The 26,228-nt window shown below is 39.5% G+C and carries 20 protein-coding genes and 1 pseudogene; 9 read left to right on the forward strand and 12 right to left on the reverse strand.

From position 1 onward, the window contains the following. Window positions 1-41: 41 nt before the first annotated feature. Window positions 42-722, reverse strand: coding sequence for a Crp/Fnr family transcriptional regulator (locus EMIN_RS04685; RefSeq protein ID WP_012415081.1), 681 nt, complete (start codon window positions 720-722; stop codon window positions 42-44). Between the two features lie 73 nt (window positions 723-795). Between EMIN_RS04685 and EMIN_RS04690 the strand changes: the two genes are divergently transcribed. The 3 genes and pseudogenes from EMIN_RS04690 (at window position 796) to EMIN_RS04700 (ending at window position 3,897) form a co-directional block, all read left to right on the forward strand. Next, window positions 796-1,506, forward strand: coding sequence for an ATP-binding protein (locus EMIN_RS04690; RefSeq protein ID WP_012415082.1), 711 nt, complete (start codon window positions 796-798; stop codon window positions 1,504-1,506). Window positions 1,507-1,524: 18 nt separating this feature from the next. Continuing rightward, window positions 1,525-3,104 (forward strand): annotated as a pseudogene (gene hcp, locus EMIN_RS04695) (hydroxylamine reductase). A gap of 109 nt (window positions 3,105-3,213) precedes the next feature. Then, window positions 3,214-3,897: an outer membrane beta-barrel protein gene (locus EMIN_RS04700; RefSeq protein ID WP_012415083.1), complete on the forward strand. Its 684-nt coding sequence runs from the start codon at window positions 3,214-3,216 to the stop codon at window positions 3,895-3,897. A gap of 281 nt (window positions 3,898-4,178) precedes the next feature. On the opposite strand, the gene EMIN_RS04705 is transcribed toward EMIN_RS04700, so the two are convergent. Genes EMIN_RS04705 through EMIN_RS04720 form a run of 4 tightly spaced genes read right to left on the reverse strand, consistent with a single transcriptional unit; the run spans window position 4,179 to window position 9,443 of the window. Beyond that, a complete protein-coding gene (locus tag EMIN_RS04705) occupies window positions 4,179-6,482 on the reverse strand; it encodes an AsmA family protein (RefSeq protein WP_012415084.1) in 2,304 nt (767 codons plus the stop codon). Window positions 6,483-6,532: 50 nt separating this feature from the next. Then, window positions 6,533-7,705 (reverse strand): MalY/PatB family protein, encoded by a 1,173-nt coding sequence (locus EMIN_RS04710; protein WP_012415085.1) that lies wholly within the window; start codon window positions 7,703-7,705, stop codon window positions 6,533-6,535. A 7-nt stretch (window positions 7,706-7,712) separates the two neighbouring features. Beyond that, complete coding sequence (locus EMIN_RS04715) at window positions 7,713-8,864, reverse strand: M20/M25/M40 family metallo-hydrolase (protein ID WP_012415086.1); 1,152 nt, start codon at window positions 8,862-8,864, stop codon at window positions 7,713-7,715. Window positions 8,865-8,873: 9 nt separating this feature from the next. Further along, complete coding sequence (locus EMIN_RS04720) at window positions 8,874-9,443, reverse strand: hypothetical protein (RefSeq protein WP_012415087.1); 570 nt, start codon at window positions 9,441-9,443, stop codon at window positions 8,874-8,876. A gap of 108 nt (window positions 9,444-9,551) precedes the next feature. Between EMIN_RS04720 and EMIN_RS04725 the strand changes: the two genes are divergently transcribed. Then, window positions 9,552-10,862 carry a peptide MFS transporter gene (locus EMIN_RS04725; protein WP_012415088.1) on the forward strand — a complete coding sequence of 437 codons (1,311 nt, stop codon included), beginning with the start codon at window positions 9,552-9,554 and terminating at the stop codon, window positions 10,860-10,862. 161 nt (window positions 10,863-11,023) lie between these two features. Next, a complete protein-coding gene (locus tag EMIN_RS04730) occupies window positions 11,024-12,679 on the forward strand; it encodes a PTS transporter subunit EIIC (RefSeq protein ID WP_012415089.1) in 1,656 nt (551 codons plus the stop codon). Window positions 12,680-12,730: 51 nt separating this feature from the next. Here EMIN_RS04730 and EMIN_RS04735 read toward each other — a convergent pair whose 3' ends face one another. Beyond that, on the reverse strand, window positions 12,731-14,164 hold the full coding sequence (locus EMIN_RS04735) for a peptide MFS transporter (protein WP_012415090.1): 1,434 nt from the start codon (window positions 14,162-14,164) through the stop codon (window positions 12,731-12,733). A gap of 150 nt (window positions 14,165-14,314) precedes the next feature. Between EMIN_RS04735 and EMIN_RS04740 the strand changes: the two genes are divergently transcribed. Then, window positions 14,315-14,521, forward strand: a complete 207-nt coding sequence (locus tag EMIN_RS04740; RefSeq protein WP_012415091.1) for a hypothetical protein — start codon at window positions 14,315-14,317, stop codon at window positions 14,519-14,521. Between the two features lie 149 nt (window positions 14,522-14,670). Here EMIN_RS04740 and groL read toward each other — a convergent pair whose 3' ends face one another. Together groL and EMIN_RS04750 are read right to left on the reverse strand one after the other, a co-directional pair. Then, on the reverse strand, window positions 14,671-16,299 hold the full coding sequence (gene groL, locus EMIN_RS04745; RefSeq protein ID WP_012415092.1) for a chaperonin GroEL: 1,629 nt from the start codon (window positions 16,297-16,299) through the stop codon (window positions 14,671-14,673). A 102-nt stretch (window positions 16,300-16,401) separates the two neighbouring features. Next, window positions 16,402-16,695: a co-chaperone GroES gene (locus tag EMIN_RS04750; protein WP_012415093.1), complete on the reverse strand. Its 294-nt coding sequence runs from the start codon at window positions 16,693-16,695 to the stop codon at window positions 16,402-16,404. A 229-nt stretch (window positions 16,696-16,924) separates the two neighbouring features. Between EMIN_RS04750 and EMIN_RS09480 the strand changes: the two genes are divergently transcribed. Beyond that, on the forward strand, window positions 16,925-17,440 hold the full coding sequence (locus tag EMIN_RS09480; RefSeq protein ID WP_012415094.1) for a pilin: 516 nt from the start codon (window positions 16,925-16,927) through the stop codon (window positions 17,438-17,440). Window positions 17,441-17,636: 196 nt separating this feature from the next. On the opposite strand, the gene EMIN_RS04760 is transcribed toward EMIN_RS09480, so the two are convergent. Together EMIN_RS04760 and EMIN_RS08280 are read right to left on the reverse strand one after the other, a co-directional pair. Continuing rightward, window positions 17,637-18,458: a Stp1/IreP family PP2C-type Ser/Thr phosphatase gene (locus EMIN_RS04760; protein WP_012415095.1), complete on the reverse strand. Its 822-nt coding sequence runs from the start codon at window positions 18,456-18,458 to the stop codon at window positions 17,637-17,639. 9 nt (window positions 18,459-18,467) lie between these two features. Further along, the gene (locus tag EMIN_RS08280) at window positions 18,468-20,753 is read right to left on the reverse strand and encodes a serine/threonine protein kinase (protein WP_012415096.1); all 2,286 of its coding nucleotides are present in this window, start codon (window positions 20,751-20,753) and stop codon (window positions 18,468-18,470) included. Between the two features lie 259 nt (window positions 20,754-21,012). Between EMIN_RS08280 and rpmE the strand changes: the two genes are divergently transcribed. Then, window positions 21,013-21,360, forward strand: coding sequence for a 50S ribosomal protein L31 (gene rpmE / locus EMIN_RS09670; protein ID WP_012415097.1), 348 nt, complete (start codon window positions 21,013-21,015; stop codon window positions 21,358-21,360). Window positions 21,361-21,721: 361 nt separating this feature from the next. Here rpmE and EMIN_RS04775 read toward each other — a convergent pair whose 3' ends face one another. Together EMIN_RS04775 and EMIN_RS04780 are read right to left on the reverse strand one after the other, a co-directional pair. Further along, window positions 21,722-22,930, reverse strand: a complete 1,209-nt coding sequence (locus tag EMIN_RS04775; RefSeq protein ID WP_012415098.1) for a hypothetical protein — start codon at window positions 22,928-22,930, stop codon at window positions 21,722-21,724. Window positions 22,931-23,229: 299 nt separating this feature from the next. Then, window positions 23,230-24,438, reverse strand: coding sequence for a hypothetical protein (locus EMIN_RS04780; RefSeq protein ID WP_012415099.1), 1,209 nt, complete (start codon window positions 24,436-24,438; stop codon window positions 23,230-23,232). A 309-nt stretch (window positions 24,439-24,747) separates the two neighbouring features. On the opposite strand from EMIN_RS04780, the gene EMIN_RS04785 reads away from it, so the two are divergent. Next, on the forward strand, window positions 24,748-26,187 hold the full coding sequence (locus EMIN_RS04785) for a tryptophanase (protein WP_012415100.1): 1,440 nt from the start codon (window positions 24,748-24,750) through the stop codon (window positions 26,185-26,187). Window positions 26,188-26,228 lie beyond the last annotated feature (41 nt).

Below are 26,228 nucleotides of genomic sequence, written 5' to 3' on the forward strand. Positions count from 1 at the left end.
ATATAATATATCCTAATTATATGGTATTGAAAATATAGTCCTTAGTCAATATAACCCGCTTTTTTATTAATTATAAAAAAACTACCGTCAAAATCAATAAGGCCTTCTTTTTTCATATTGGAAAGTTCCCTGCTCATGGCGCTTCTGTCAATAAATAAAAAATCAGCCAAGTCGGTTTTGGAAAACGGTATAGAAAATTTACTGCCGCCGCTTTCCAATTTCCTTTCATAAAAATAAGAAAGCAGTTTTTCACGTATAGTACGTTTACATATATGTTCTATTTTGTTATTTAAAAAAACATTTTTTCTGGCAAGTAAAGTAACAAGGTTATTAAGAATTTTATTTTTCCCCCCGCCTTCATACGTAAGCAAATTGGCAAAACGGAGCATCAGTACGCTGCAATCCATAACCGCCCTTACCGCCACGGGACTGCGTTTTACCCCGGCGCAGGCAAGAGCTTCGGCAAAAATATCTCCCCCCGTAACCTCTGCCACTATATTACGCGCTCCGCTCAAATCTTCTTTTATAATATGGCACTTGCCTTGTGTCAACACACAGATTTCTGTTACCTCTCCCCCCGCGTTTATAATAAAAGAATCTTTTTTATATTTTTTTATAACAGGATACGTTTTTTGTAGAAAATCTTTTATCTCCGTTTCTGTAAGATTTTTAAATAACACCGTTTTTTTGAGTAAAGTTATATATTCTTGCATAAAAATCATTGTTGCATATGCAACAGCCTCCTTTTGTTTATTGTACTAGACTATAGTTAATAAAGCAATAAAGAGGGTGCGTATGAAAAAAAGAATTATAGAAATTAACGAAGAAAAGTGTGTGGGCTGCGGAGCTTGCGCTAACGCCTGCGCTCAAGGCGCGATACAAATGGTAAACGGCAAGGCCAAAGTTGTAAGAGAGGATTATTGCGACGGCCTTGGCAATTGTTTGCCCGCGTGCCCTGTGGGCGCTATAAATTTCAGTGATAAGGAAGTTATGAAAAAAGAAAAAAATAAAGAAGAAATTGAAGTGAAAAAAACAGAAAAAGAGAAAGAGGTTCTTCCATGCGGTTGTCCGGGCATGAACGTAAAAAAACTTGAACCTAAATCCGAACCTGAGGTTGCGCCAAGCAACGCTGTATTAAATTCGGAGCTTTCCCAATGGCCGGTACAATTAAAACTTGTGCCCGCCAACGCGCCATACTTTGACGACGCGCATCTTTTAATAGCGGCCGACTGCGCAGCCTACGCCTATGCGAACTTTCATAAAGACTTTATAAAAGGCAAAGTCACCATTATAGGATGCCCTAAACTAGATAATGAGGATTATTCTGAAAAACTTGCTAGAATAATACAAAATAATTACATCAAAAGTATAACGCTTGTTAAAATGGAAGTCCCGTGCTGCGGCGGGTTAGAAATGATGTTAAAAGAAGCGCTTAAAAAAAGCGGCGCCATAATACCATGGAGCGTAAAAACAATAACCTTAGACGGTAACATACAAGGAATATAAAAAAGGAGGAGTGAAATTATGTCAATGTTCTGTTTTCAGTGCGAACAAACAATGAAGGGAACCGGGTGTACAATACAAGGAGTATGCGGCAAGGACGTGCCTACCGCATTAGAACAAGATAATCTTACCGCCGAAATGATTAATTTAGCGGCGGCGGTTACTATTTCTTCAAAACACTCAAAAAAAGCTGTTGAGCTTATTATTGACGGGCTTTTTACATGTGTCACAAACGTAGATTTTGACCATGCTAAAGTAGCCGAGGTAAAAGAAAAGGTGATAAAAGAACGCGAAAAAATACAAAAAGAAAATAATATAACAAGCGTTCTTTATAAACCGCAAGATCTTTGGCAGGGCGATACGGACGACAGGTCACTGCGTTCCACGCTTCTTTTCGGTTTAAGAGGCATGTCCGCTTACGCTCACCACGCAAAAGTGCTCGGCGTTGAAGATGAGGAGGTCAACAATTGGTTTATTAAAGGTTTAAATTCTTTTACACAGAATTTAACTATAGAAGAAAGACTTTCCTTAATAATGGAATTTGGCAAAGTTAATCTGCGTTGTATGGAAATTCTGGACCAGGCCAACACCGCGGCTTACGGAACGCCCGAACCCGCCAAGGTTACCACAAATATAGAAAAGGCCCTTTTATTATAATAACCGGGCACGACTTAAAAGATTTAAAAATGCTTCTTGAGCAGACGCAAGATAAAGGAGTAAATATTTATACCCACGGTGAAATGCTACCCGCGCACGCTTACCCGGAACTAAAGAAATATAAGCATTTAAAAGGCAACTTCGGCACCGCATGGCAAAACCAGCAAAAAGAGTTTTCCAATGTACCCGCGCCTATATTGTGGACGACAAACTGCATAATGATACCTCAGGCAAGCTATAAAGACAGGGTTTATACAACTTCCGTAGTGGCTTTCCCCGGAACCAAGCATATAGAAGCCGACGCTAAAGGACATAAAGATTTTAGCGCTTTAATAGAACACGCTATTAAGCTAGGCGGATATGCAAAAGAACAAAAAATGACAGGTATTAACGGCGGCAGCGAACTTACTGTAGGTTTTGGAAGGCAAACGGTTTTAAACGCGGCCGACAAAGTTATAGCAGCTGTTAAAGAAGGCAAAATTAAACACTTCTTTTTAGTGGGCGGATGCGACGGAGCAAAACCGGGCAGAAATTATTACACGGACTTTGTTAAAGAAACCCCCAAGGACACTATTATACTGACCTTGGCCTGCGGAAAATTCAGGTTTAATGACTTAGATATAGGAGATATTGACGGCCTGCCGAGAATAATGGATATGGGCCAGTGTAATGACGCTTACGGCGCGATACAAGTTGCCCTTGCTTTAAGCAAAGCGTTTAACTTGCCTGTTAATGAACTTCCGCTTACGCTTGTTTTAAGCTGGTACGAGCAAAAAGCCGTATGCATTCTGCTTACGTTATTATCGCTTGGCATTACAAATATTTATCTGGGCCCCACGCTTCCCGCATTCTTATCTCCAAACGTGGTAAAGATAATAGTTGACACTTTCAAACTGCACCCGATAACTACGCCAAAGGAAGACCTAAAAAAAATATTAGGATAGAAACAGCACAAAAAACAAGCGCTCATTAAAAGAGCGCTTGTTTGTTTGTTCCGACATAAAATATTTTACCGAGCGGTAGATTTTTTGCAAAATATATCATATAATATTTATGCAGAATACTTTTGTGTGGGAACAGGTGCTTATTATGAAAAGATTAGTTTTACTGCTTTTTGCTTTTACTCTGGCCACGACGGTAACAGCGGCTGAAAACCAAAAAGGCGATATACATGTGGGTATATTGATATCAACAGCCTATCCGTTCTTAGGAACATGGGGCGGCGAATACTATGTTAACAATTACACGCAGGGAATCAGACATGACGCTAAATTAGGTAAATGGAGCGTAGGAAGCGACTTTGAAGTTATATATTTCTTAGACCCCCACTGGGCTGTAGGCCTTAAAACGGGGCATAATGAATTTTTTCAAAGAGTTGCAAGCGGCGTAGATGAAAGAGTAGGCACTGATATTTTTAATATTATGTTTTTAACCAAATATTACTTTAATCCTAAAGGGAAAATAAAATATTATATGCCTGTGTCTTTGGGTGTGGCTTTTATTGAAGCAAATATTAATTTAGACAGGAAAGAAGAATTTAACGATATTGGCTTTGCCGCTAAAATAGGTTTGGGGGCAGAATATGATTTAACCGAAAGATGGGGTACCGGAGTGGAGCTAAAATACAACCATAATACCTTTAATACAAGAGAAACAACCTTATCCGGCGATATTGTAAAACTTTACCCTAGGGCGAATTACTTTTCTTTCGGGGTATCGCTGTTTTACAAGTTTTAAAAAATTTACAATATAGTTTTATAAATTAAATTCCCCAGGCTTACGCCTGGGTTTTCTTTATTTCTAAGCTTAGTTTTGCGATTTCACCCAACAACAAACAGCAACACCTCCGCAGCGGTAAAGCGGAGGTGTTGTGAAATCAGTGGGGAATCCATCACTAAACTTACGCAGAAGATGTTTCGTACTCTGATAAAAAACGGTTTAATTACCCGCGTAAGACAAATTAAAGTTTTTAAAAGCCTTGATTTTGCCGGGCGCGAATAAATTAAACCGTTTTTATTTTATTTTTGGTCAAATTCTTCCGCAGCTTCTTCAGGGGTGGCTACTTCTTCCCCATTATCATTATAAAGGCTTACAACGCCGCTTTTTATTAAATTGCTGGCCGGGTTATTTAATAAAGTTCCTTTTAAAAGCGAAGCCACCGAAGAAAGCATACTCATGCTTCCCTGAGGTTCGTCTATAGTACCACCTATTTTAATGGTAAGAGGCATAATACCTTCTTCCTTATGTCTGCCGGGGGCGGCGTTAACCGTCATTTTTATATCTCTTGTGTTAAAGTTCATATCGCCCGCGAGTTTAAACGAAAGCAACTCGGAAACAAAAGAACCTTGTTTTATTGTAGTCTTTCCCCCGTTAAAATCAAGCGCGGTGGCAAAAATATCAAAATCCATTTTGCCTTTTATTTTATAGCTGCCATCTTCGGAGGAATAATCAATATCTTCCGATTCGTCTTTACTCCCGCTAATGCCTGTAACAGACGCCACGTTACCCGCCAAACCTTTAAGCACGCCAATAACATTAAGACTGTTAATAACACGGCTTACAACGTTTACGGACATAAATAAAACCCTAGTTACGGCGTTAGCGTTTGTAATAGTGTAAATGTCCTTTATCTGTCCGTCAGAAGCGTTTAAGCTCATATTACCGCGCACTTTATCAAGCATTATGGTAACATCTTTCATATTGGCTTTAAATTTTACGTTTTCGGCTGAAATAAGCGGCGCGTCTAAACTTTTTACGTCAAAATCAAGTTTAATCCTAAAAGGCGGCAAGCCCAGTTTTTCCGTGATACGGCGCTGGGTCTGTTCAAGCGATTCTTTTATCTTTTCCTCGGCTTTAGCATCCTCCTTAGCGGACGCAGGGGCAAACATTTGCTTGCGGACTTCCGCGGTAGGGTTAATAAACAACCGCTGCGCTTTAAAAATCACATCTAAACTGCCTGCCGTATCAGTCATTAAAAATTTAACCTTTGCATAAAAATCGCGTTTATTAAGCTTGCCTTTAAGCTCGGGCATAGAAATATCTTTTACGCTTTTTATGTTAACCTCGGCGTTTACCTCATTTAAATCACCCGCCTGCGGTAAAAAAGCGGCTATATCTTTAAAAGCTAAAGCTCCGCTTATGTCATTAGCCTCGGCTTTTAAATCCCATTCCACTGCGCCTTGCGGCTTATATTCGGCCGCCATAGGCAAAGCGTCAGGCAGTTGAGCTAAAGTAAGCATGCCTTGAGTCTTTATATCATATTCTAAAGTCTGTCCCGCTTTTAAGTAACCTTCCGCATTTATGTCCGTAAAAACAGTATTTAAATTAAAAGAGTTAATTGTAATTTTTTGCGAGGGCAAATCCACATTTAATGAAGTGTTTGTTTTAAAAGAAGTTAAATCAAATTCGGGTAAATCAGGAATAATTTCTTTAAAAGACTCAGACACCAATCTGTGCGTTCCCGTATTAAAAACTATTTTGGGCGCGTTAAAATTTACTATTTTACCTCTTAAGTACAACGAAGAGGTATTAAAAGAGGCTATAAGGTCTTTAATTTCCACAAACGCTTTTTCAAAATTAAAAGAAGCAAAATCGGCGTTAACGGAAAAACCCACATTTATATCCGCCGCCTCCATATTTTTATACCCAAGTGAAAAAATAGCGTTTAAAGTAATTAGAAAAGGTTTATCGAAATTAAAATCCTCAACGTCAAGGCCGAGGCTGCTTACATTTATTTTAATATCTTCAACTTCATCCGTAAAAATAATTTGGGAACCGTCAATTCTTATTCTTTGAACAAGAAGTTTAATTAACGGCGCGCCGGAAGATGCACTGCCTTGCTGTTTTTTATCCCCCTGTGTTTCGGCGGGTAAAATTCTTTCAAAATTAAAAACGCCGTTTTTATCTCTTAAAATATTAAGTTTTACCCCTTCAACTAAAACTTTGTTTACGTTAAAACGCCTTTTAAAAACTGACGGGAAGGAAAGTTTTAAAAGCACTCTGCGGGCAGAGGCTATGTTTTCACCTTCACTTGTAATATAAACATTCTTTATTTCAACGCCGCTAAGGCCAGCCCTTATTTTTCCTAACTCCAAATCAGCGTTACAATTTTGGGAAACTGCCGCCGTAATTTTATTTTTAATAAAATCAGTAGGCGTCAAATATCTAAGCGTAAGTTCTAAACATAAAAGAAAAATTATAATAAAAGAAATAACATAAAAAACAATCCTTACAGGTTTTTTGTAACGGTTAAAAAAATCCTTTATTTTAGGGATTTGCTTTAAAATAAATTTTTTAATTTTTGTATAGTAATTTTTAATCATAATATATTATATATAATAAAAAAACCGCCCCGTTAAAAGGGCGGTTTTTGCTATTTAGCAAAAGCATTTTTTAAGTTATTTAAGGCGCGTTCTAAAGTTGCCCTTGGGCAGGCTATGTTCATACGCATAAAACCGCTGCCGCCCCGCCCGAAAGTTACGCCCTTATTAAGCCAAATTTTGGCTTTAGTTAAAAAGAAATTGTTAAGTTCCTCATCGGTCATTTTAAGGGCGCGGCAGTCCAGCCACATTAAATAAGTGCCCTCGCAAGGAATAAGGTTTATACCACAGTTCATTTCTTCCAAAGTCTTTTTTAAATATGCTTTATTTCCTTCCAAATATTCAAGAAGTTCTTCAAGCCACTCCGCGCCGCGGCTGTAAGCGGCCTTAGCGGCCGCTAACCCCATGGCGTTAAGCAAACCATAACCTGTTTTAGCACATTCTTTTTCAAAAGCGGCGCGCAGATCCGCGTTTTTAGTAAAAGCGTTAGCCGCCTGCAAACCCGCCAAATTAAAAGTTTTTGTAGGAGCCGTGCAGGTAATTGTTATACCAGCCAATTCATCGCTTATTGAGGCGAAAACGGTGTGTTTATACGGTTTAAAAACAAGGTCGGCGTGGATTTCGTCCGCAATTACAAGCACGTTATGCTTAAGGCAGATATCGCCTAACTTTGCAAGTTCTTCTTTTGTCCACACTCTTCCCACGGGATTATGAGGCGAACATAAAATAAAAAGTTTTACGTCATTTTCTTTAATTTGTTTTTCAAAGGCTTCAAAATCAATTTCATATTTTTGCCCGTTAAGTTTTAGTTCGTTAACCACAAGTTTTCTGTTTAAAGCGTTTACTATTTGGGCAAAAGGGTGGTAAACAGGCTGGCATATTATAACGGCCTCATTTTCTTTAGTTAAAGCACGCACGCCCGAGAAAATAGCGTAAACAACGCCGGGCACTTTTGTTATCCAGCCGGGCATAATTTCCCAGTTAAAACGCTCCTTATACCATTTATAAAGGACTACCGAATAATCAGCCCCGGCGTCGGTATAGCCGAATATGCCGTGCTTTGCAGTCCGTTCAAGAGCGGAAATAATTTCATCGGACGTTTTAAAATCCATATCGGCCACCCACATCGGTATAACGTCGTCTTTTATTCCGTGGCCCGCGAAATCATATTTTTCCGCCCCTGTATTTGTTCTGTCATAAACTAAATCAAAATTATATTTCCCCATAAAACACCTACTTTTTATAATTTAAAACTATGTCTAGAATAATATCCGCCGTTTGGTTAAACATTTTAATATCAAGCCATTCGTTTAATGTATGCATTTGGCGATAACCCACGCCTATTATAGGAGTAAGAAGCCCCTTGCCCGACAAAATGTTAGCGTCGTAACCGCCGCCGCTTGAATAAGGTTTTATTTTAACGCCGTGTTTTTTAGCCTCGGCCGTAATATGTTTAATAAGAGGCGAGTTAACCGCTATATCTAAAATAGGGTATTTTAAACCCACTTTAAAATCTATAACGGGTTTTACCATTTTGCCGTTAACTTTTTTTGTAAACTTTTTTTGAGCTTTTACAAAACAATCTTGCATATGTTTAATTTGTTTTTTAAGGCTTGCAAGGTTGCGGCTTCGCACTTCGCCTTTTAAAAAAAGAGACGGCATTACCACGTTGGTGCTTTCCCCCCCGTTAACAACGCCGAAGTTAGCTACTGTAAGTTTGTCTATACGGCCCAGCTGCATTATTGACAAAGCGTAAGCGGCAACTTCTAAAGCGGAAATTCCTTTTTCAGGCTCAACGCCCGCGTGGGCGGCAAAGCCGGTGATTTCAACGTCAATAGTGTTTGCCTCAGGAGCGCTTACGGTAAGCTTATCATTGTCTGAACTGTCTAAAATTATACCTTCGCGCCCTTTTAATTTAGTTATATCCAAACCTTTCGCGCCGTACATGCCGTTTTCCTCACAAAGAGTAAAAAGCACCGATATCGGCGGATGCGGTATTTTATTTTCCTTTAAAACATTAAGAACTTCAAAAATAATGGCAAGTCCTGCCCTATCGTCCGCCCCTAAAATAGTTTTACCGCTAGATGTAACTTTGTTTCCTTTTATAACGGGTTTAATATTTTTGCAGGGCTTTACGGTGTCTAAATGCCCGGCTAAAACAAAAGGCTCGGACTTTATCGTACCGGGTAAAAAGCCTATAACATTGCCTTTGGCGTTTGTGGGAAAGGTTTTGCCCGCGTTATCAACCGTTACTTTACAGCCAAGGCTTTTAAGCTTTTTTTGGGCGTAAAGCTGCATATTAAGTTCTTCATTGGAAGGGCTTTCGATTTTAACAAGTTCCAAAAAATTGTCCATCATTCTTTTATAGTTTATTTTTATTGTCATATTTATTCCTTATATAGAAGAACACTCTATAACCCGTTCGGTTAAATTGCCGCTTTTGTCATATTCCTGTATAGTAATGCTTTCGCCGCCCATACAGCTTGGCTCTAAAGGTTCTTCAGTACTGGGTACGGAACAGGTGCCGTCGTATAAATATCTGCTGAAAGGGTTATCCTCCTGGGATCCGTAAATATCATTTTCCGCCCCGGGTGCAAAAACTCCGGCAAGGTATTCTGATACCTCAGGCAGTTGTTGCTTTGTAAAATTACAGGTTTTAATTACCTGGTTTTCATCCGCGGAGAGCATTGTTTCACTGTAAGCGCATTTGCCGCCGTTACCAGGTTCTATTTGAATAAGCGTGGAAATATCAGTACCAAAAAAATTTATAGTGTTAACACATTGCGCAGGCTCGCAGGTTTGCAGTTTTAAGGCAAGGCCGCTGCAAGTCACGGCGCCTTCTACGGGCAAAAGTTCCTCTTCCGCCGATTGGGCGGAGGCAAAAACATCCTTTTGCTCGGCAGGAGCCTCTTTTTCACAGGCGAAAAAAACTAAAACAAAAAACAAGGCAAACAATTTTTTCATAGCAATCTCCTCTACAAACCTTTATTTAAGATAATACAAAAAAATAATGCGCCGTTTTAAAATTTGATATATTATTTTAGTTAACCTTATATGGTTATTGGAGAAAAAATGACCCAGGAAACAGCAGTTAAACAAAAACAGCCTTCGGGCCTTTATTTACTTTTCGCCACGGAGATGTGGGAAAGGTTCAGCTACTACTCTTTAAGAGGTTTGTTCGTTTTATACTTAACAAAAGCTTTAGCTTTTGACGTGCCTAGAGCCACAAGTCTTTACGGCACGTTTACCAGTCTTATATATCTTTCGCCCCTTTTGGGCGGTTATATGGCCGACAGGTGGCTCGGTAAAAGAAGTTCTATTATAATAGGCGGCATTTTAATAGCCGCGGGCCAGTTTGTTATGGGTACGGGCGGCATAGGCGCCGTTTACGTTGCTATGGGCCTTATTATTTTGGGTAATGGTTTTTTTAAACCCAATATTTCAAGCATTTTAGGCGAAATATATGAAAAAAATGACGTAAGACGAGACGGCGGTTTTACCATTTTCTACATGGGTATTAACCTTGGTTCTTTTTTAGCTAACTTAATAGCCGGCACAATAGGCGAAAAAGTGGGCTGGGTATACGGCTTTTGGACGGCGGGTTTCGGCATGATTTTAGGCCTTATCATTTTTATCTGGGGTAAAGATAAATTCTTACAAGGCAAAGGCCACGCCCCCAAACATTACGCAAAAATAGAAAAAGAAGCCGGTAAAGAAGAAGAAAAGAAACCTCTTACCAAACAGGAAATACAAAGAATAGCTGTTATTTTCATTATGGCGTTTTTCTCAATATTTTTCTTTGTTTTGTTTGAGCAAAAAGGCGCGGCGCTTAACCTTTTGGCTGAACACAGCGTTAACAGAACTATATTCGGATGGACAATGCCTACAACCTGGTTCCAGTCTTTTAACCCGTTATTTATTATTTTATTTGCCCCGGTATTTTCAAAAATGTGGATAGGCCTTTCAACAAAAGGTAAAGAGCCTTCTGTAACGGGCAAATTTTCAATAGCGTTTTGGCTTATAGCCATAGGTTACGCCGTATTGTTAATGGCCGCCATGAGGCTTGGCCCCGGCATGAAAATGGGTATGATGTGGCTTGTTGCGGCTTACTTCTTTTTTACCATGGGCGAACTTTGTTTATCCCCTGTAGGTCTTTCGCTGGTTACCAAACTCTCGCCTCCTAAGTTTGTGTCTATAATGATGGGCATTTGGTTCTTAGCCAACTCGGCGGCTAATAAAATAGCCGGCTTCTATTCCGGTTTTATAGCTTCATGGCCTTTAGATAAGTTTTTCACATGGCTCATGATTATTCCTATAATAGCATCGGTAATCTTGTTGCTGCTGTCTAAAAAAATCAACGCCTGGATGCACGGCGTAAAATAGCAAAAGCTTTAGCGCCCCGCCAAACCTGTAAAATATTTTACGGCTTTGGCGGGGCGTTTTATCGTCGTGTTCGGTTTTTTATTGACTTGTTTGGCTTTTTATGGGAGAATGAAGTTAGCTTCACTAATTAACAATCTAATCAAACGGAGATTATACACTTTATGTCTGAAAACGGTATTATAAGCAAAGTTTTTACTGTATTGCAAAAAGTAGGCCGTTCGTTTTTCCTGCCCATATCAATTCTTCCCGTAGCCGGGCTTTTGCTGGGCATCGGGGCGTCATTTTCCAATATGGCAACGGTTGCGGATTACGGCCTTGAAAGTATAATGGGCGCGGGTACGTTTCTCAACTATACTTTTATAATTATGAGCGCGGTGGGCGGCGCAGTTTTCGCTAACCTGCCTTTAATTTTCGCCATGTCGGTAGCTTTGGGCATGGCCAATGAAGAAAAAGCGGTCGCCACATTATCGGCGGCCATTTCTTTTATTATCATGCACGTTACAATAAGCAAAATGCTTTTGTTTACAGGCTATATTCTGCCCGACGGCGCCCTGGCCGAAAAAGTTGTGGCGGGAACCATAGGCACGGTACTTGGCATACAATCGCTTGAAATGGGCGTGTTCGGCGGTATCGTGGTAGGCTTGGGCGTGGCCGCTTTACATAATAGATTTTACAAGATAGAGTTGCCCGTGTTTTTATCTTTTTTCGGCGGTATAAGATTTGTGCCTATTATATGCACATTTGTGTTTCTTTTGGTCGGCGCAGGTTTCTTTTTTGTATGGCCGCCTATACAAAAGTTAATTTTGGCAAGCGGGCAGCTGGTTATTAAATCGGGCTATTTTGGCTCGTTTATTTACGGTTTTATGGAACGCGCTTTAATACCCTTCGGCCTGCACCACGTTTTTTATATGCCTTTCTGGCAGACGGGACTTGGCGGAGCGCAGTTAATAGACGGCGTTATGGTATATGGCGCGCAGAATATCTTCTTTGCGGAGCTGGCTTCCCCCAACACACAGCACTTTACAATTGAATCGGCCAGGTTCTTAACCGGCAAATACCCATTTATGATAGCGGGTCTTCCCGGTGCGGCGCTTGCCATGTACCACACAGCTAAAACCCATAAAAAGAAACTTGTGGGCGGGCTTTTGTTCTCAGCCGCTTTAACTTCTTTTTTAACAGGTATTACCGAACCAATTGAGTTTACATTCCTCTTTGTTGCGCCGGTTGTATTTATTATACACTGCGGCTTTGCCGGCATAGCGTTTGTTCTTACTCATTTATTACAAATAGCTGTCGGAACCACGTTTTCCTGCGGATTTATAGACCTTACCCTTTACGGTATTTTGCAAGGACACGCGAAAACAAACTGGATGTGGCTTATACCCATATTTATAGTTTATTTTATAGGTTATTATTTCTTTTTCAGGTTTGTTATAACAAAATGGAATCTTATGACCCCCGGCAGAGAACCTGACGAACAAGACACAAAACTTTACACAAAAGCAGATTACCAGGCCAAACAGCAAGACGGTAAAAGTGAAACAACCCCGTCGGCAGCACTGCCCGCTTCTAAAGACGAGCAGCTTGAAACCATATTACAAGGTTTGGGCGGTAAGGATAATATTGAAAATCTTGACTCTTGCGCCACAAGATTAAGACTTAATGTTAAAGACCCCTCTTTAGTTAATAAAGATTTATTAAAAAAAGGCGGAGCTTTGGGCGTGCTTTTAAAAGGCAACGGATTACAGGTAGTATTCGGGCCTAAAGTAAGTTCAATCAAACCTAAGCTTGAAGAATATATAAATAAAATGAGATAGAAAAAAGCCCCGCTAAAAAGCGGGGCTTTTTTTAACTACAGTAAAAAAGTATTATCTTACGTCGCCCATCCATCTCTTTACAGGCTTCATAATAACAATAAGTATTATCGAAACCGCCACTGGCGCTATTATAAGCCCGCTGAAAAAAGCCTCATTACTTACCACACCGAAATAGCTTGAATAAAAACCCGCCAGTTTATTAGCGGCCGCGTTGGCAAGTTTCCATACGCCCATAAGCGTGCCTACGAGGTGCACCGGCGCGAGTTTAGTAACAAGCGAAAGCCCCACAGGGGATAAACAAAGTTCGCCTGTAGTAAACACTGCGTAAGCAAGTATTAAATAAAGCATGTTTATTTTTACGCCGGGCCCCATTTGCATTGAAGCTATTAAAAGAACGCCGTATCCCGCCGCCAAAAGCCACAAGGCCCAAACGAATTTGGTTGGGGTTGAAGGCTCTTTACCTTTTTTGGCAAGAGTAAGCCACATTTTGGAAAACAAAGGCGCCAAAACAACCACAAAGAAAGGGTTAACCGATTGGAACCAGGTTGTTAAAAACTCAAACTGAAAACCGAATAAATTTACCATTCTATTGGTGTTTTCTTTAGCAAACAACGTTAAAGCCGCGCCTGACTGCTCAAACGCCGTCCAGAAAAATATAACAAAGAAAGCCATAATAAAAATAACTGCTACTTTTTTCTTTTCCTCGATAGTAAGCTCGGATTTTGCGCTTTGTGTTTTGCTTATTTTATCTTTAATCCATAAAGCCAAAAGCGTTAAAGCAATTGTAAAAGCGCCTGCCCAAAAACCAAAGTTCCACATAAGGTAAGCTATTGAACCAAAGGTAATAAGATATAAGCCCGCCTTTTTCCATTCCTCTTTATCAATTTTCACGGGAGCATCGCCCACGCCTTTAAAAAATTTTTCCTTGCCTATTAAAAACACTATAAGGCCCAAAAGCATAACTACACCCGCCGTCCAAAAACCGTAACGGTAGCCAAATTTTTCACCCAATGTGCCGCCGATAAGCGGAGCAAAAAAAGCGCCCAGGTTAACAGCCATATAAAAATAGGTAAAACCGGCGTCCCTTCTGGGATCGTTTTTACCATATAAGGAGCCTACAAACGTGCTTATGCTTATTTTAAAAAAACCGTTGCCCATTATAAGAAGGCCCAGAGCGCTGTAAATCATTCCTATATTTTCAAAACCAAGCATAAACTGGCCCACGGCTATCATAACCGCGCCGGCGATAATGGCTAGTTTTTGTCCTATAAATTTATCGGCCACATAACCGCCGATAATGCCCGAAAGATATACGAGACTTATAAAAGTGCCGTACATGTTTGAAGCAGCAGACTTTTCTATTTTAAGCGCGTAAACAAAATATAAAATTAAAAGCGCCCTCATGGCATAATAACTAAAACGTTCAAAAACTTCAGTCGCGCAAATAAGCCATAGTCCGGCGGGCTGTTTTTCTTGAATTTCCATTGATCTCTCCTTACTCTAAAAAATCACAATGTTTATATTATACAAAGCCTTACAATGTTTTATAAACTAAAAAAAGGCCTATAATATAAAACTTACCGCTTAATTTAGTATATTAGAGTTAGTCAAAATTAAAATTTTAAAGGCGGATTTATGAGAAAAGAATATATTGTTTTAAGCGTTTTAGCCGTATTTTTACTGTTAACGGGATGCGAGCAAAAACCCGAAAATAAAACTCCCCCCAAACCCGTGCAAAACGAGGTTACCAATTACCACTCCAACCTAAAAAAAGCCGTGGATTCCGCCCGCAACATACAAATACCGGAAAGACAGATAGATGAAAGCGGCAATGTGAAATAAATTAAATTATGAACAGCTCTTTCCCGTCAATAAAATATAGTATTTTTTCAGTATTTATGTAATATCTATTTTAAACAAAAGCAATCTTTTATACAAAAAATAAGGCGTGGCCCTATGGCTACGCCTTATTTTTTGATACTAAAAACAGCTTACATCATGCCCATACCGCCCATACCGGGGTGCCCCATGGGGGCCGCGCCCTTTTCCTCAGGAATGTCGGCTACAAGCGCTTCAGTTAAAAGCACTGTCGCGGCTATTGAGGCCGCGTTTTCAAGCCCTATTCGGACAACTTTAACAGCGTCAACAACGCCGGCTTTAATCATGTCAACATATTCGCCGGTGTCAGCGTCAAAACCTTGGTTTCCTTTAGCGTTGCGTACATTTTCAACAACTACGGAACCATCCAAGCCGGCGTTAAACGCAATTTGATATAACGGAGCGGTAAGAGCTTTCTTAACGATGTTAATACCTGTCTGTACATCTTCGTTATCGGCTTTTAATTTGCCGACCGCGCCTTCGCATCTTGTTAAAGCCACGCCGCCGCCTGGGATTAAGCCTTCTTCAACACCCGCTTTTGTGGCGTTTTTAGCGTCTTCAACTTTAGCTTTTTTGGCTTTCATTTCCGTTTCTGTAGCCGCGCCTACACTGATAACAGCTACGCCGCCGGAAAGTTTTGCAAGGCGTTCCTGTAATTTTTCCTTATCGTAATCTGAGGTTGAGTTTTCGATTTGTTTTCTTATTTGTTCGGCTCTCGCTTCAATTTTTTTCTTGTCGCCTTCGCCGCTTACGATTGTGGCGTTTTCTTTATCGATAACAACTCTTTTTGCTGAACCGAGCATATCTAAAGTGGCTGTTTCAAGCTTCATGCCGCGTTCTTCAGCGATTACCTGGCCGCCTGTTAAAATGGCTATATCTTCAAGCATTTCTTTGCGTCTGTCTCCAAAGCCGGGGGCTTTAACCGCGCAACCTTTTAATGTGCCTCTAAGCCTGTTAACAACTAATGTGGCAAGGGCTTCGCCGTCAACGTCTTCGGCTATTATTAAGAAGTTGCGGCCGTTTTTAACAATGCCTTCAAGTAAGGGTAAAAGTTCGTTCATTGAAGAAACTTTTTTATCGGCTAAAATAATTTGACAGTCTTCCAACACGCATTCCATTCTTTCGGAATCGGTTACAAAATAAGGTGAGATATAACCGCGGTCAAACTGCATACCTTCAACAACCTGAAGTTCAGTTGTTGCTGTTTTGCCTTCTTCAACGGTGATAACGCCTTCGTGGCCCACTTTTTCCATAGCTTCGGCAATAAGTTCACCTACCATACGGTCATTGGCTGAAATTGTGGCGATTTGTGCTTTTTCTTCTTTTGTTTCTACGGGGCGCTGCATTTTTTTAAGTTCTTCTTTAACTGTTTCCACAGCCATTTCAATACCTTTTTTAACTAAAGTAGGGTTTGCACCCGCTGTAATATTTTTAATACCTTCCGTTAAAATTGCGTGCGTTAAAACGGTTGCCGTTGTGGTGCCGTCACCCGCAATATCATTGGTTTTTGAGGCGACTTCGCGAATTAACTGCGCGCCCATGTTTTCAAATTTATCTTCAAGTTCAATATCTTTAGCTATTGTTACGCCGTCGTCAATAATCAAAGGCGAGCCAAACTTCTTTTCCAATACAACGCTTCTTCCTTTAGGCCCTAACGTAACGCTTACAGCTTTTGCAACTTTTTCAATGCCGGCTTTCATTTTAGCCCTGGCTTCGTCACCATATACAATCTGTTTTGCCATAAAAATCTTTCTCCGTTATTTCTTAGTTATTTGATTAATTGTTAAATTATTTCCAACTTTAGAATATCCCCGCTTTTCACGGAAAAATCTAAAAAGAAACAATTATTTAATAATACCCAACACATCGTCCTGATGCATGATAAGGTAGTTTTTATCGTTAATTTTAACTTCCGTGCCGGAATACTTACCGTAAAGCACTTTGTCGCCTTTTTTAACGTCCATAGGCGCTCTTTCCCCTTTTTCGCCGAGTTTGCCGGGACCTGCCGCAACAACTTCGCCTTCCATAGGTTTTTCTTTCGCGGTATCGGGTATGATAATACCGCTTTTCATAACTTCACGCTCAATAGGTTTTACTATTATTCTGTCACCGAGAGGTGCTATATTTACTTCACCCATAATGTAATCCTCCAATTTAGTTTTGCTTTAAGGCAAAACCTCAATATTTTAAAATTTCTTATCAGGCGGAGCAAAATTAACACTCCTTGCCTGTTAATGCTAATTTAACAAATTTTTCTATTATTGTCAAACTTGAACAAGGAGTGCTAATTAATTCCGTAATTAAATATCACGTTTGTTTACAAACGGTAAATTTTTTTCTATCATTAAAGCTACAGGAAATTAAGATATGAAAAAAGGGTTTACATTAATTGAATTATTGGTAGTGGTATTAATAATCGGAATACTCGCCGCAATAGCATTGCCACAGTATAACAAGGCTGTGGAAAAATCGCGCGCGGTGGAAATGCTTAGCAATTTAAGCTCGCTCAAAAAATCCGTGGATATCTTTTTTATGGAAGGCGGCGACATAGACCATTTGGACATTGAAAGTTTATCTATTGAAATACCCGGCGCTAAAATATCCGGAAGCACAGGTTTAAATAAAATAGAGACAAGAAATTTTATATACAGAGTGGGCAGAGCTTCCGACAGCACAGGATCGCCGATTGTAACCGCTACAAGGGTTAGAAACTCAAACACCCTTTACCTTGCAATGCAGTTAACCCCGCCAACACATTCCTGCCATAATACCTGTTGCTGGTACACAGCTGCAAATGAATCTTTATGCAAAGCTATCGGCTTTACCGAGACGGCAGCCCAAAGTTGCAGTATAACATCTTTAGGATGCAGTAAATATAAATAAAACTGTCCGGAGTAAAGACCGGAGCTTATTTTATTTCAATACTTAGCTTTGTATTTGCGCGCTACTTCCGTCTTTATTCCGAAAAAGCCGCACGTTAAAACCTACCCTTACCCCGGCTTACGTAAGAAAGTTTTTACAATATAATAAAAAACCCCCCGGCTTTATAAGCCGGGGGGTTTATCAAATATTAAAGGAATTAAAAAAACATACTTTTAAATTTATACCATTTATCCCCTAAAAAACCCGGGGCGGAAAGAACTTGTATCATAGCGGCGGAAACATTATCTTTACCGTCTTTTTCATTAGATTTTTTTACAATGGCCTTGCAAATTTTTGTAATAGAAGTTTTGCCTGATTTAGAAATAAACTGCTTTATTTCCTCATCCGTAAGCCCTTTGTTAACGCCGTCAGAACATAAAAATAAAATATCCCCCGGAGCTATTTTAAACTGTAGAATATCAAACTCAACGTCTTTTTTAATGCCCATAGCGCGCGTAAGAACATTTTGCACTGCAGATTTTTCAGCCTGGTTTTTTGTTAAAATACCCCTTTTTACATGTTCCGCCGCCAAAGAATGGTCCGTAGTTACCTGTGAAAATGCCCCCGCCCTGTACAGATACACTCTGGTATCCCCTATATGAACTATATAAGCGTTATCTGAATCTATCAGCACACAGCTAAGCGTAGTGCCCATAGTTCTATACATTTGGTTATCCTGCGCCATTTTATAAACGGTATAGTTCGCATAGTCCGCCGCCATAAGCATTTTTCTTTCTATTTTAGAAAGATCCGGAAGAAAGTCTTTGGGAAGAGAAATTCTGTTCTCATTTATTTTGTTAAGAGTATCGACAAAAGAACTTATAGCCACATTGCTTGCAACTTCACCCGCGCTGTGCCCGCCCATACCGTCGGCCACTGCGGCGAAACCAAGGTCAGAAGAAATAAAAACCATATCTTCATTCTTCTCCCTTATTTTACCGATATCACTGTAAGCCGTCAGTTTTAATCTATATCTCATAGATTTAAATTATAAATCCTTTCTGGCTATGGTATGAACAACAAAATAAATATTACCCAAAAGCAGTATCAAAACCACTGCGTATTTAAAAATAAGTGATTCTTCATTATTCATCAACACTCTGGTAAAAGGCAACACGGCGTCATCTTTCCAAACTTCCCTTACCATGGCGCGTTTGCCTTTTGCCGTATAAATATCGACATATTTTTTAAACGGACTGTCTTTTTCCGCAGAGGCTTTTTTCGGGTCCTCCGAAGTTGCTTCGGCAGTGGATTCAACCATTTTAGCTATCCCCAAAAGACCTGAACCAAAATTTAAATCAAGCACAGGTTTACTGAATTGCAGAGCGGGTTTATCCTTAGCGGGAGTAATTTTGCTTATTTCTTTTGTTTCCATTAATATGTCAACATCAGAATAAACTTTGCCCGATATCATATAACCCCAAACAGCGGCTATACTCATAAAAAGTAAAATAGTGGGTAAAAGACTGTGGAAAATAAATGTTCTCGGTAAAACCACGGCTATGCAGGACACCGTTAAAAGAACCGCGGAATAGAAAATTAAAGAAACCACAGGATCTTCCGAAGGCGGAACGTTAAGATCTACAAAAGTTTTACAAAATAATATAGTAAGCAAAACAGCCATTGCGCAAAGTACGCGCATGGGAAAAGAGGGCGTTTTGCTCATCATAATACCCCAGGCAAACACACCCGTTATAACCATGTATATCAAAGTATAGTCTTGAAAAGACATATTTTCCAACCCGTGGGAAAAAGCCTGCCCGAATCCGGCGGGAACGTTAAAAAAACCTGCCAGATATGCAAAACCTAAAGCAGCTATCAAAGAAAGCGTATGCCTTGCGTATGCTTTTAAACAAAGCATTATAAACATCATTATAAATACGGCAAGCGTAAGCACCGTTATTGAAGGATTGGCGGTAAAAGCGTCCATGCTGGCAAAAAATTTAAAAGAACCAAAAAATGTCGCGCTTTCACCCTCCGCTAAAACAGAAGCCGCCGCTTTACCGAAGTTATAAAGCACGTAAGATGAAAACATTGAAATAATAAAAAACACAGGAATATGAAATAAAACTTTAGCAAACGCTTTTGGAAGTTTGCTGGTGGAACGTTTTAAACTGCGGGCTTCTTTTTCCAATTTTTTTCTTGTTACTGAAGGATCCTCTAAGAAGGCAAGGTCCGCCGCGGCCTTGGTTTCCGGTATCGGCGCCGGAGGCGCTTTGGAAGCTTTGCCGCCTGCTCCTATAATTGGCATTCTGGGACCGGTTGATGTAATAGTATCGGGCTTAAGTTTTTTTATGTTGCTTTGGGCAAACCTTTTAAGCCTTATACTTTCAGTATTGCTGCGTATATTTTCTGGACGCACCTTTAAAGGCACTTCCGAACGGATATCTAAAACAGCGTCCGCCCCTCTTTTTATTTTAAATTGCTCTTCTTCACGCATTTTCATTATATGGTCAAGCGTTTCCTGCGCGCTCTGAAACCTGTCATTAGGTTTTTTGGCCATAAGCTTTTGCACCGTAAGAGAAAGCCATGCCGGAATATCCGACCTTATGTCGCCCGGGCTGGGAATAGGGTCATTAATATGTTTTTGAATAATATCAATTGAGTTTTTGCCCTTATACGGAAACTGACCCGTTAACATAAAAAACAAAGTAGCGCCTGCGGAATACAAATCCGCACGGACGTCAATTTCCCCGCCTAAAGCCTGCTCAGGTGAAATAAAATAAGCCGTACCCGCCATTTCCGTTGTTTTAGTGGCGGTTTTATCTTTTTCAATTTTTTTGGCTATACCGAAGTCAACGATTTTAGCTTCAAGCTTTTCGTTAATTAAAATGTTAGATGGTTTTATATCACGGTGAATAATGCCTTTTTCATGCGCTACCGATAAGCCTTTAAGCACGCCTTGGAAAATATTAAGAACAAAACCTATCGGCAAATTGGGCCTTCTGCGGACTATATTTGAAACCGTGTCGCCGGAAATAAAAGACATTACTATAAAGTAAAGTCCTTTTTCACGGCCTACGTTATATACGTTAACAATGTTGGGGTGGTCAAGCTCGGCGATAGCACGGGCTTCTGTCATAAAAAGCTCAACGGCCTTTTCATCTTCCGCTAAAGAAGGACTTAAAATTTTAACACAGACAATTCTTTCCAAAGCTTTGTGTTTAGCTTTATAAACGGCGCCCATGCCGCCCTGCGCTATTTTTTCTAAAATTTCACAGCCGGAAATATCCTGCCCGATTAAAGTGTCTTCTTTTTTTGTCTCTTCAGCCATATTACCCCGCAATTTGACATGTATATCAAGTATAGAAATGTTTATTATTAATTATACTATGTTAGCAAGCGTTTTACCGCTGTAATTTATTTTACAAATCTTTATTATTATGCGTTAAGCGGCTAATAAAACATGAGCCGAAAGGCCCAAAATCTTATAGGCCTTTAGACCCACATTATTAAAAATAATGCTAAAGCTATAAAAAATGATATAATGAATTAACCAATTTTAAGGAAGTTAAATTAGAGGTTATAATAAAATGAAAGAAAAAATTCATCCCAAATATGAACAAGTGGAAGTTGTTTGTGCCTGCGGCGCAAAATTTATGACACGCTCCACAATGAAAACAATTAAACTTGACATTTGCTCAGAATGCCACCCGTTTTTCACAGGCAAACAAAAAATGTTAGACACCGAAGGAAGAGTTGATAAATTTAACAAAAAATTTGCGAAAACAGACGGTAAAATTGTTTCAAGAAAACCAAAAACCGAAGTCAAAGCAAAATCCAAAGTTAAACCTGTGGTTAAAATTAAAAAAATAGTTGTAGCGGGCGATGAAAAGAAAGCAGCACCCGTTAAAAAAGCTAAAAAAGAAGCCGCTAAATAACTTTTTTACAATACCCCCCCGGGGATAATCCCCGGGGGGGTTTTATTTTTAAACCGCCGCTTTAGCCGGGTAAACATAAAATACATAATTTTTAAAACACAAAAACGCGCAAGCCCATTATTACGCAGCGACATTATCTGTTAACTCAGGTTAATTAAATTGACAACTCTAATAAACTATTTTATTTCATATCAAAATTGATCTTTACTTAACAATAAATACCCCCGCCTTCTCCGCGGTTACGCGCGGGAAATAGCACCAGGTTATTTATATTCCTTTTTTAAAACAACGGATTTTACTTTTAAAATATAAAAAACCGCCAATACAAAATTGGCGGTTTTTATTTCAGTTTAAGCTAAAATTAGAATCTTATCAGCATGCCGCCTTGCGCTTTATAAACATTATCTATTGAATGTTCATGGAAGCCGCCTACAGCTACATGAAGTTCAACGTTAGGGTTCATATTGTATTTCGCCATAGCGTTCGCTTCATAGGAGGTTGAGTCTTTAATATTTCTGTCATTAAAAGCAAAACCGTCTATCGAGAATACAAATTTATCTAAAGCCGCGAATTTCATGTCAACGCCTAAGTTGCCCACAAAAATATCTTCAAAGAAGAAATCCTGTGTCATTATAGCATTGTTATTAATTTCCTGGCCTACAATAATACCAGGTCTGTAGTTACCGTATGATCTGAAGTTTTCAGCACGAACGATTGTGCCTCTGGGCGTAAACGCGCCGAGATCAACGGAAGCATCAATTTTAAGTAAGCTGCCTTTATCATGATCAAAAGCATCTTCCCCGCCCACGTTTCTGGCATATTCCGCTGATAAGGTGAATATATCAGCGTTAAATGTGCCTTTCGCACCGTAAATGCCTAAATATTTTTCAGTAGTACCACTGCTAAAGCTAGAGCTATCGTCATTTCTGAAATTATAAAAGTAACCTTGGGCTTTAAAGTTATCATTTACGTTTGCTTTCACATCTAAACCGAGAAGGGTAGCGTCCAAATCCACAGCAGTATCTAATTCTTCAACTTTAGAGTAGATAAAGCCCCATGACACCATTTCACCCGCGTAGGAGATTACAGCCGCGTCAACTGACTTAGCCTGCCTGTAATCCAACTGTCTTGTATTGTAGTGATTAGGACCAAAATATATTATGGCGCTGTCTTCATCACCATAAAACTGGCGGCCTACTTTTGCCTCTAAGCAGCAAAAAAGGTTGCTTAAAACGACATTTGCTTCAATAAGATCAACTTCGTTAAGATAATCCTGAAGTGAGCGGCCTGTATGGTTTATACCCATATAACTACTGCCCGTGTTTTGGCCCCACATATTGTAGTATGCCATTGTTAAGTTAGCTTTAACATCTTCAGCCAGGTCAAAATTAAGACCGTAGAGAACTCTGAGTGTAATATTGCTGTATGAACCGCCGGGGCCCATAAATTCTCTGTTAACGGAATCGCCGATGACTTGTATCTCACCGGTTGATTTTAAGTTTTTAAGTATATCTGCTTTAGCAGGTACTACTAAAGCAAGGACCAGAAGTAATCCAAGTAATTTCTTCATTACTGTCTCCTTTAAGTTAAGTTTAACACTACACCCTTATTGTAGAAACTTTTACCAAAGAAAAGCAAGTCTTTTTGAGCAGATTTTCAGCGAAAAGACTTGACAGCAAGATATTAATTTATTAACTATGCTTTTTGCAATATTTACTTATTAGATATTAAAAGGTTTTATCTTCTAAAAAAACAAAATAAAATATTGTTTTTTAAAACTGAAAAGCTGATATTTTTTATATCAAAGTTTAACCATATAAAAAACCGCCAATACAAAATTGGCGGTTTTTATTTCAGTTTAAGCTAAAATTAGAATCTTATCAGCATGCCGCCTTGCGCTTTATAAACATTATCTATTGAATGTTCATGGAAGCCGCCTACAGCTACATGAAGTTCAACGTTAGGGTTCATATTGTATTTCGCCATAGCATTCGCTTCATAGGAGGTTGAGTCTTTAATATTTCTGTCATTAAAAGCAAAACCGTCTACCGAGAATACAAATTTATCTAAAGCCGCGAATTTCATGTCAACGCCTAAGTTGCCTACAAAAATATCTTCAAAGAAGAAATCCTGTGTCATTATAGCATTGTTATTAATTTCCTGGCCTACAATAATACCAGGTCTGTAGTTACCGTATGATCTGAAGTTTTCAGCACGAACGATTGTGCCTCTGGGCGTAAACGCGCCGAGATCAACGGAAGCATCAATTTTAAGTAAGCTGCCTTTATCATGATCAAAAGCATCTTCCCCGCCTACGTTTCTGGCGTATTCCGCTGATAAGGTGAATATATCAGCGTTAAATGTGCCTTTCGCGCCGTAAATGCCTAAATATTTTTCAGTAGTACCACTGCTAAAGCTAGAGCTATCGTCATTTCTGAAATTATAAAAGTAACCTTGGGCTTTAAAGTTATCATTTACGTTTGCTTTCACATCTAAACCGAGAATGGTAGCGTCCAAATTCGCAGCAGTATCTAATTCATTAACTTTAGAATAGATAAAGCCCCATGACACCATTTCACCCGCGTAGGAGATTACAGCCGCGTCAACTGACTTAGCCTGCCTGTAATCCAACTGTCTTGTATTGTAGTGATTAGGACCCAAATATATTATGGCGCTGTCTTCATCACCATAAAACTGGCGGCCTACCTTGGCTTCCAAACAGTCAAAAAGGTTGCTTAAAACGACATTTGCTTCAATAAGGTCAACTTCGTTAAGATAATCCTGAAGTGAGCGGCCTGTATGGTCTATACCCATATAACTACTGCCCGTGTTTTGGCCCCACATATTGTAGTATGCCATTGTTAAGTTAGCTTTAACATCTTCAGCCAGGTCAAAATTAAGACCATAGAGAACTCTGAGTGTAATATTGCTGTATGAACCGCCGGGGCCCATAAATTCTCTGTTAACGGAATTGCCGATGACTTGTATCTCACCGGTTGATTTTAAGTTTTTAAGTATATCTGCTTTAGCAGGTACTACTAAAGCAAGGACCAGAAGTAATCCAAGTAATTTCTTCATTACTGTCTCCTTTAAGTTAAGTTTAACATTACATTTTTATTGTAGAATTTTTTTAAGAATAAAAAACAATTTTTTATTTTTATAAGATAATAAAATTTTTTTGTAACTGTTGTCACTGACAGCGGAAATTTTTTATGGTATTATATATCCAATGGAATTAAATAGATTAAACTTTTCTTACCTCTACATCTATTACGGCGCCTAGCGCCAACTATATTTTATTGCCAAAAATCCGCAGTTTGCCGTTTTTAAACCACAAAAATCAAAATAATAAAAGTACAGCTTTATTCTGTACCGTAGAGGTTATATATGAACAACATAAAATTTTTTTCACGCAGTAATTTGCCTATTGAAATGCACAAAGTACGCATAGTGCAAAAATTAAACCTTATTCCCATTGAGGAAAGGAAAGAAAAACTTGCTCAGGCGGGTAACAACACATTTTTACTAAAAAACAGAGACGTGTTTTTAGATATGTTAACGGACTCGGGCGTTAACGCCATGAGCGACCGCCAACAAGCCGCCATGCTTCAAGCGGACGACGCCTACGCCGGAAGCGAAAGTTTTGAGCGTTTTGAAGCAAAAGTAAAAGAAATTTTCGGTACGCCTTTTGTTTTACCCGCCCACCAGGGCCGCGCTTGTGAAAACATAATCTGCCGTACTTTTGTAAAACCCGGAAGCACTGTTCCCATGAACTACCATTTTACCACGACAAAAGCACATATTAACCTAAACGGAGGCAAAGTAGTTGAGCTTTTATGCAAAGAAGGTTTTGAGCTTGAAAGTGATTTTCCTTTTAAAGGCAATATTGATCTTGAGCAGCTTGAAACCCACCTTAAAAAAGGCAACAGTGCTTTTATCCGCATGGAAGCGGGCACCAACCTTATAGGAGGGCAGCCGTTTGCCTTAAGCAATTTAAAAGCCGTAAAAAAATTGGCCGAAAAATACGGAGCTTTTTTAGTATTAGACGCAAGCCTTCTTGCTGAAAACTTGTTTTTTGTAAAGAAAAAAGAGTCGGAATACAAAGATAAAACAATACGTCAAATAACCGCAGAGTTTGCCGAAAACTCGGATATAATTTATTTTTCCGCCCGAAAGCTCGGTTTTGCCCGCGGCGGGGCCATTTGCACAACAAATAAAGAGTTTTATGAAAAAATGAAGGAACTTGTTCCCCTTTTTGAAGGTTTTTTAACATACGGCGGCATGAGCGTGCGGGAGATTGAAGCCATTACGGTAGGTCTCGATGAAACTATGGACGAGGACGTTATAAGCCAAAGCCCTTTATTTATTGAACATATGGTTTGCAAACTTAAAAAAGCGGGCGTTCCCGTTGTAACCCCTTCGGGCGGGTTGGGCTGCCATATAAACGCGGGCAAATTTCTGCCGCATTTAAAATCTTCCGACTATCCCGCAGGCGCTTTGGCGGCGGCCTTTTATTTAATTTCAGGGGTGAGGGGAATGGAGCGCGGCACCCTTTCCATGGACCGCGACGAAAACGGCAACGACGTGCCTTCCGACATGGAATTGCTGCGTCTTGCCTTGCCGAGGCGCGTGTTTACTTTATCACAAGTGGAATATACGGTTGACAGGCTTACATGGCTGTATAAAAACGCAGGCATAATAGGCGGGTTGGAATTTTTTGACGAACCTAAAATCCTTAGATTCTTCTTAGGTAAATTAAAACCCGTAACTGACTGGCAGGACAAACTTTTAACCGCTTTTAAAAAAGACTTTGGCGACAGTTTGTAATTTTTAAAATTTACTACACCCCGTCTTATTTAAGAAGTGAA

Origin of the sequence: Elusimicrobium minutum Pei191, assembly GCF_000020145.1 — a bacterium.
GTDB lineage: Bacteria > Elusimicrobiota > Elusimicrobia > Elusimicrobiales > Elusimicrobiaceae > Elusimicrobium > Elusimicrobium minutum.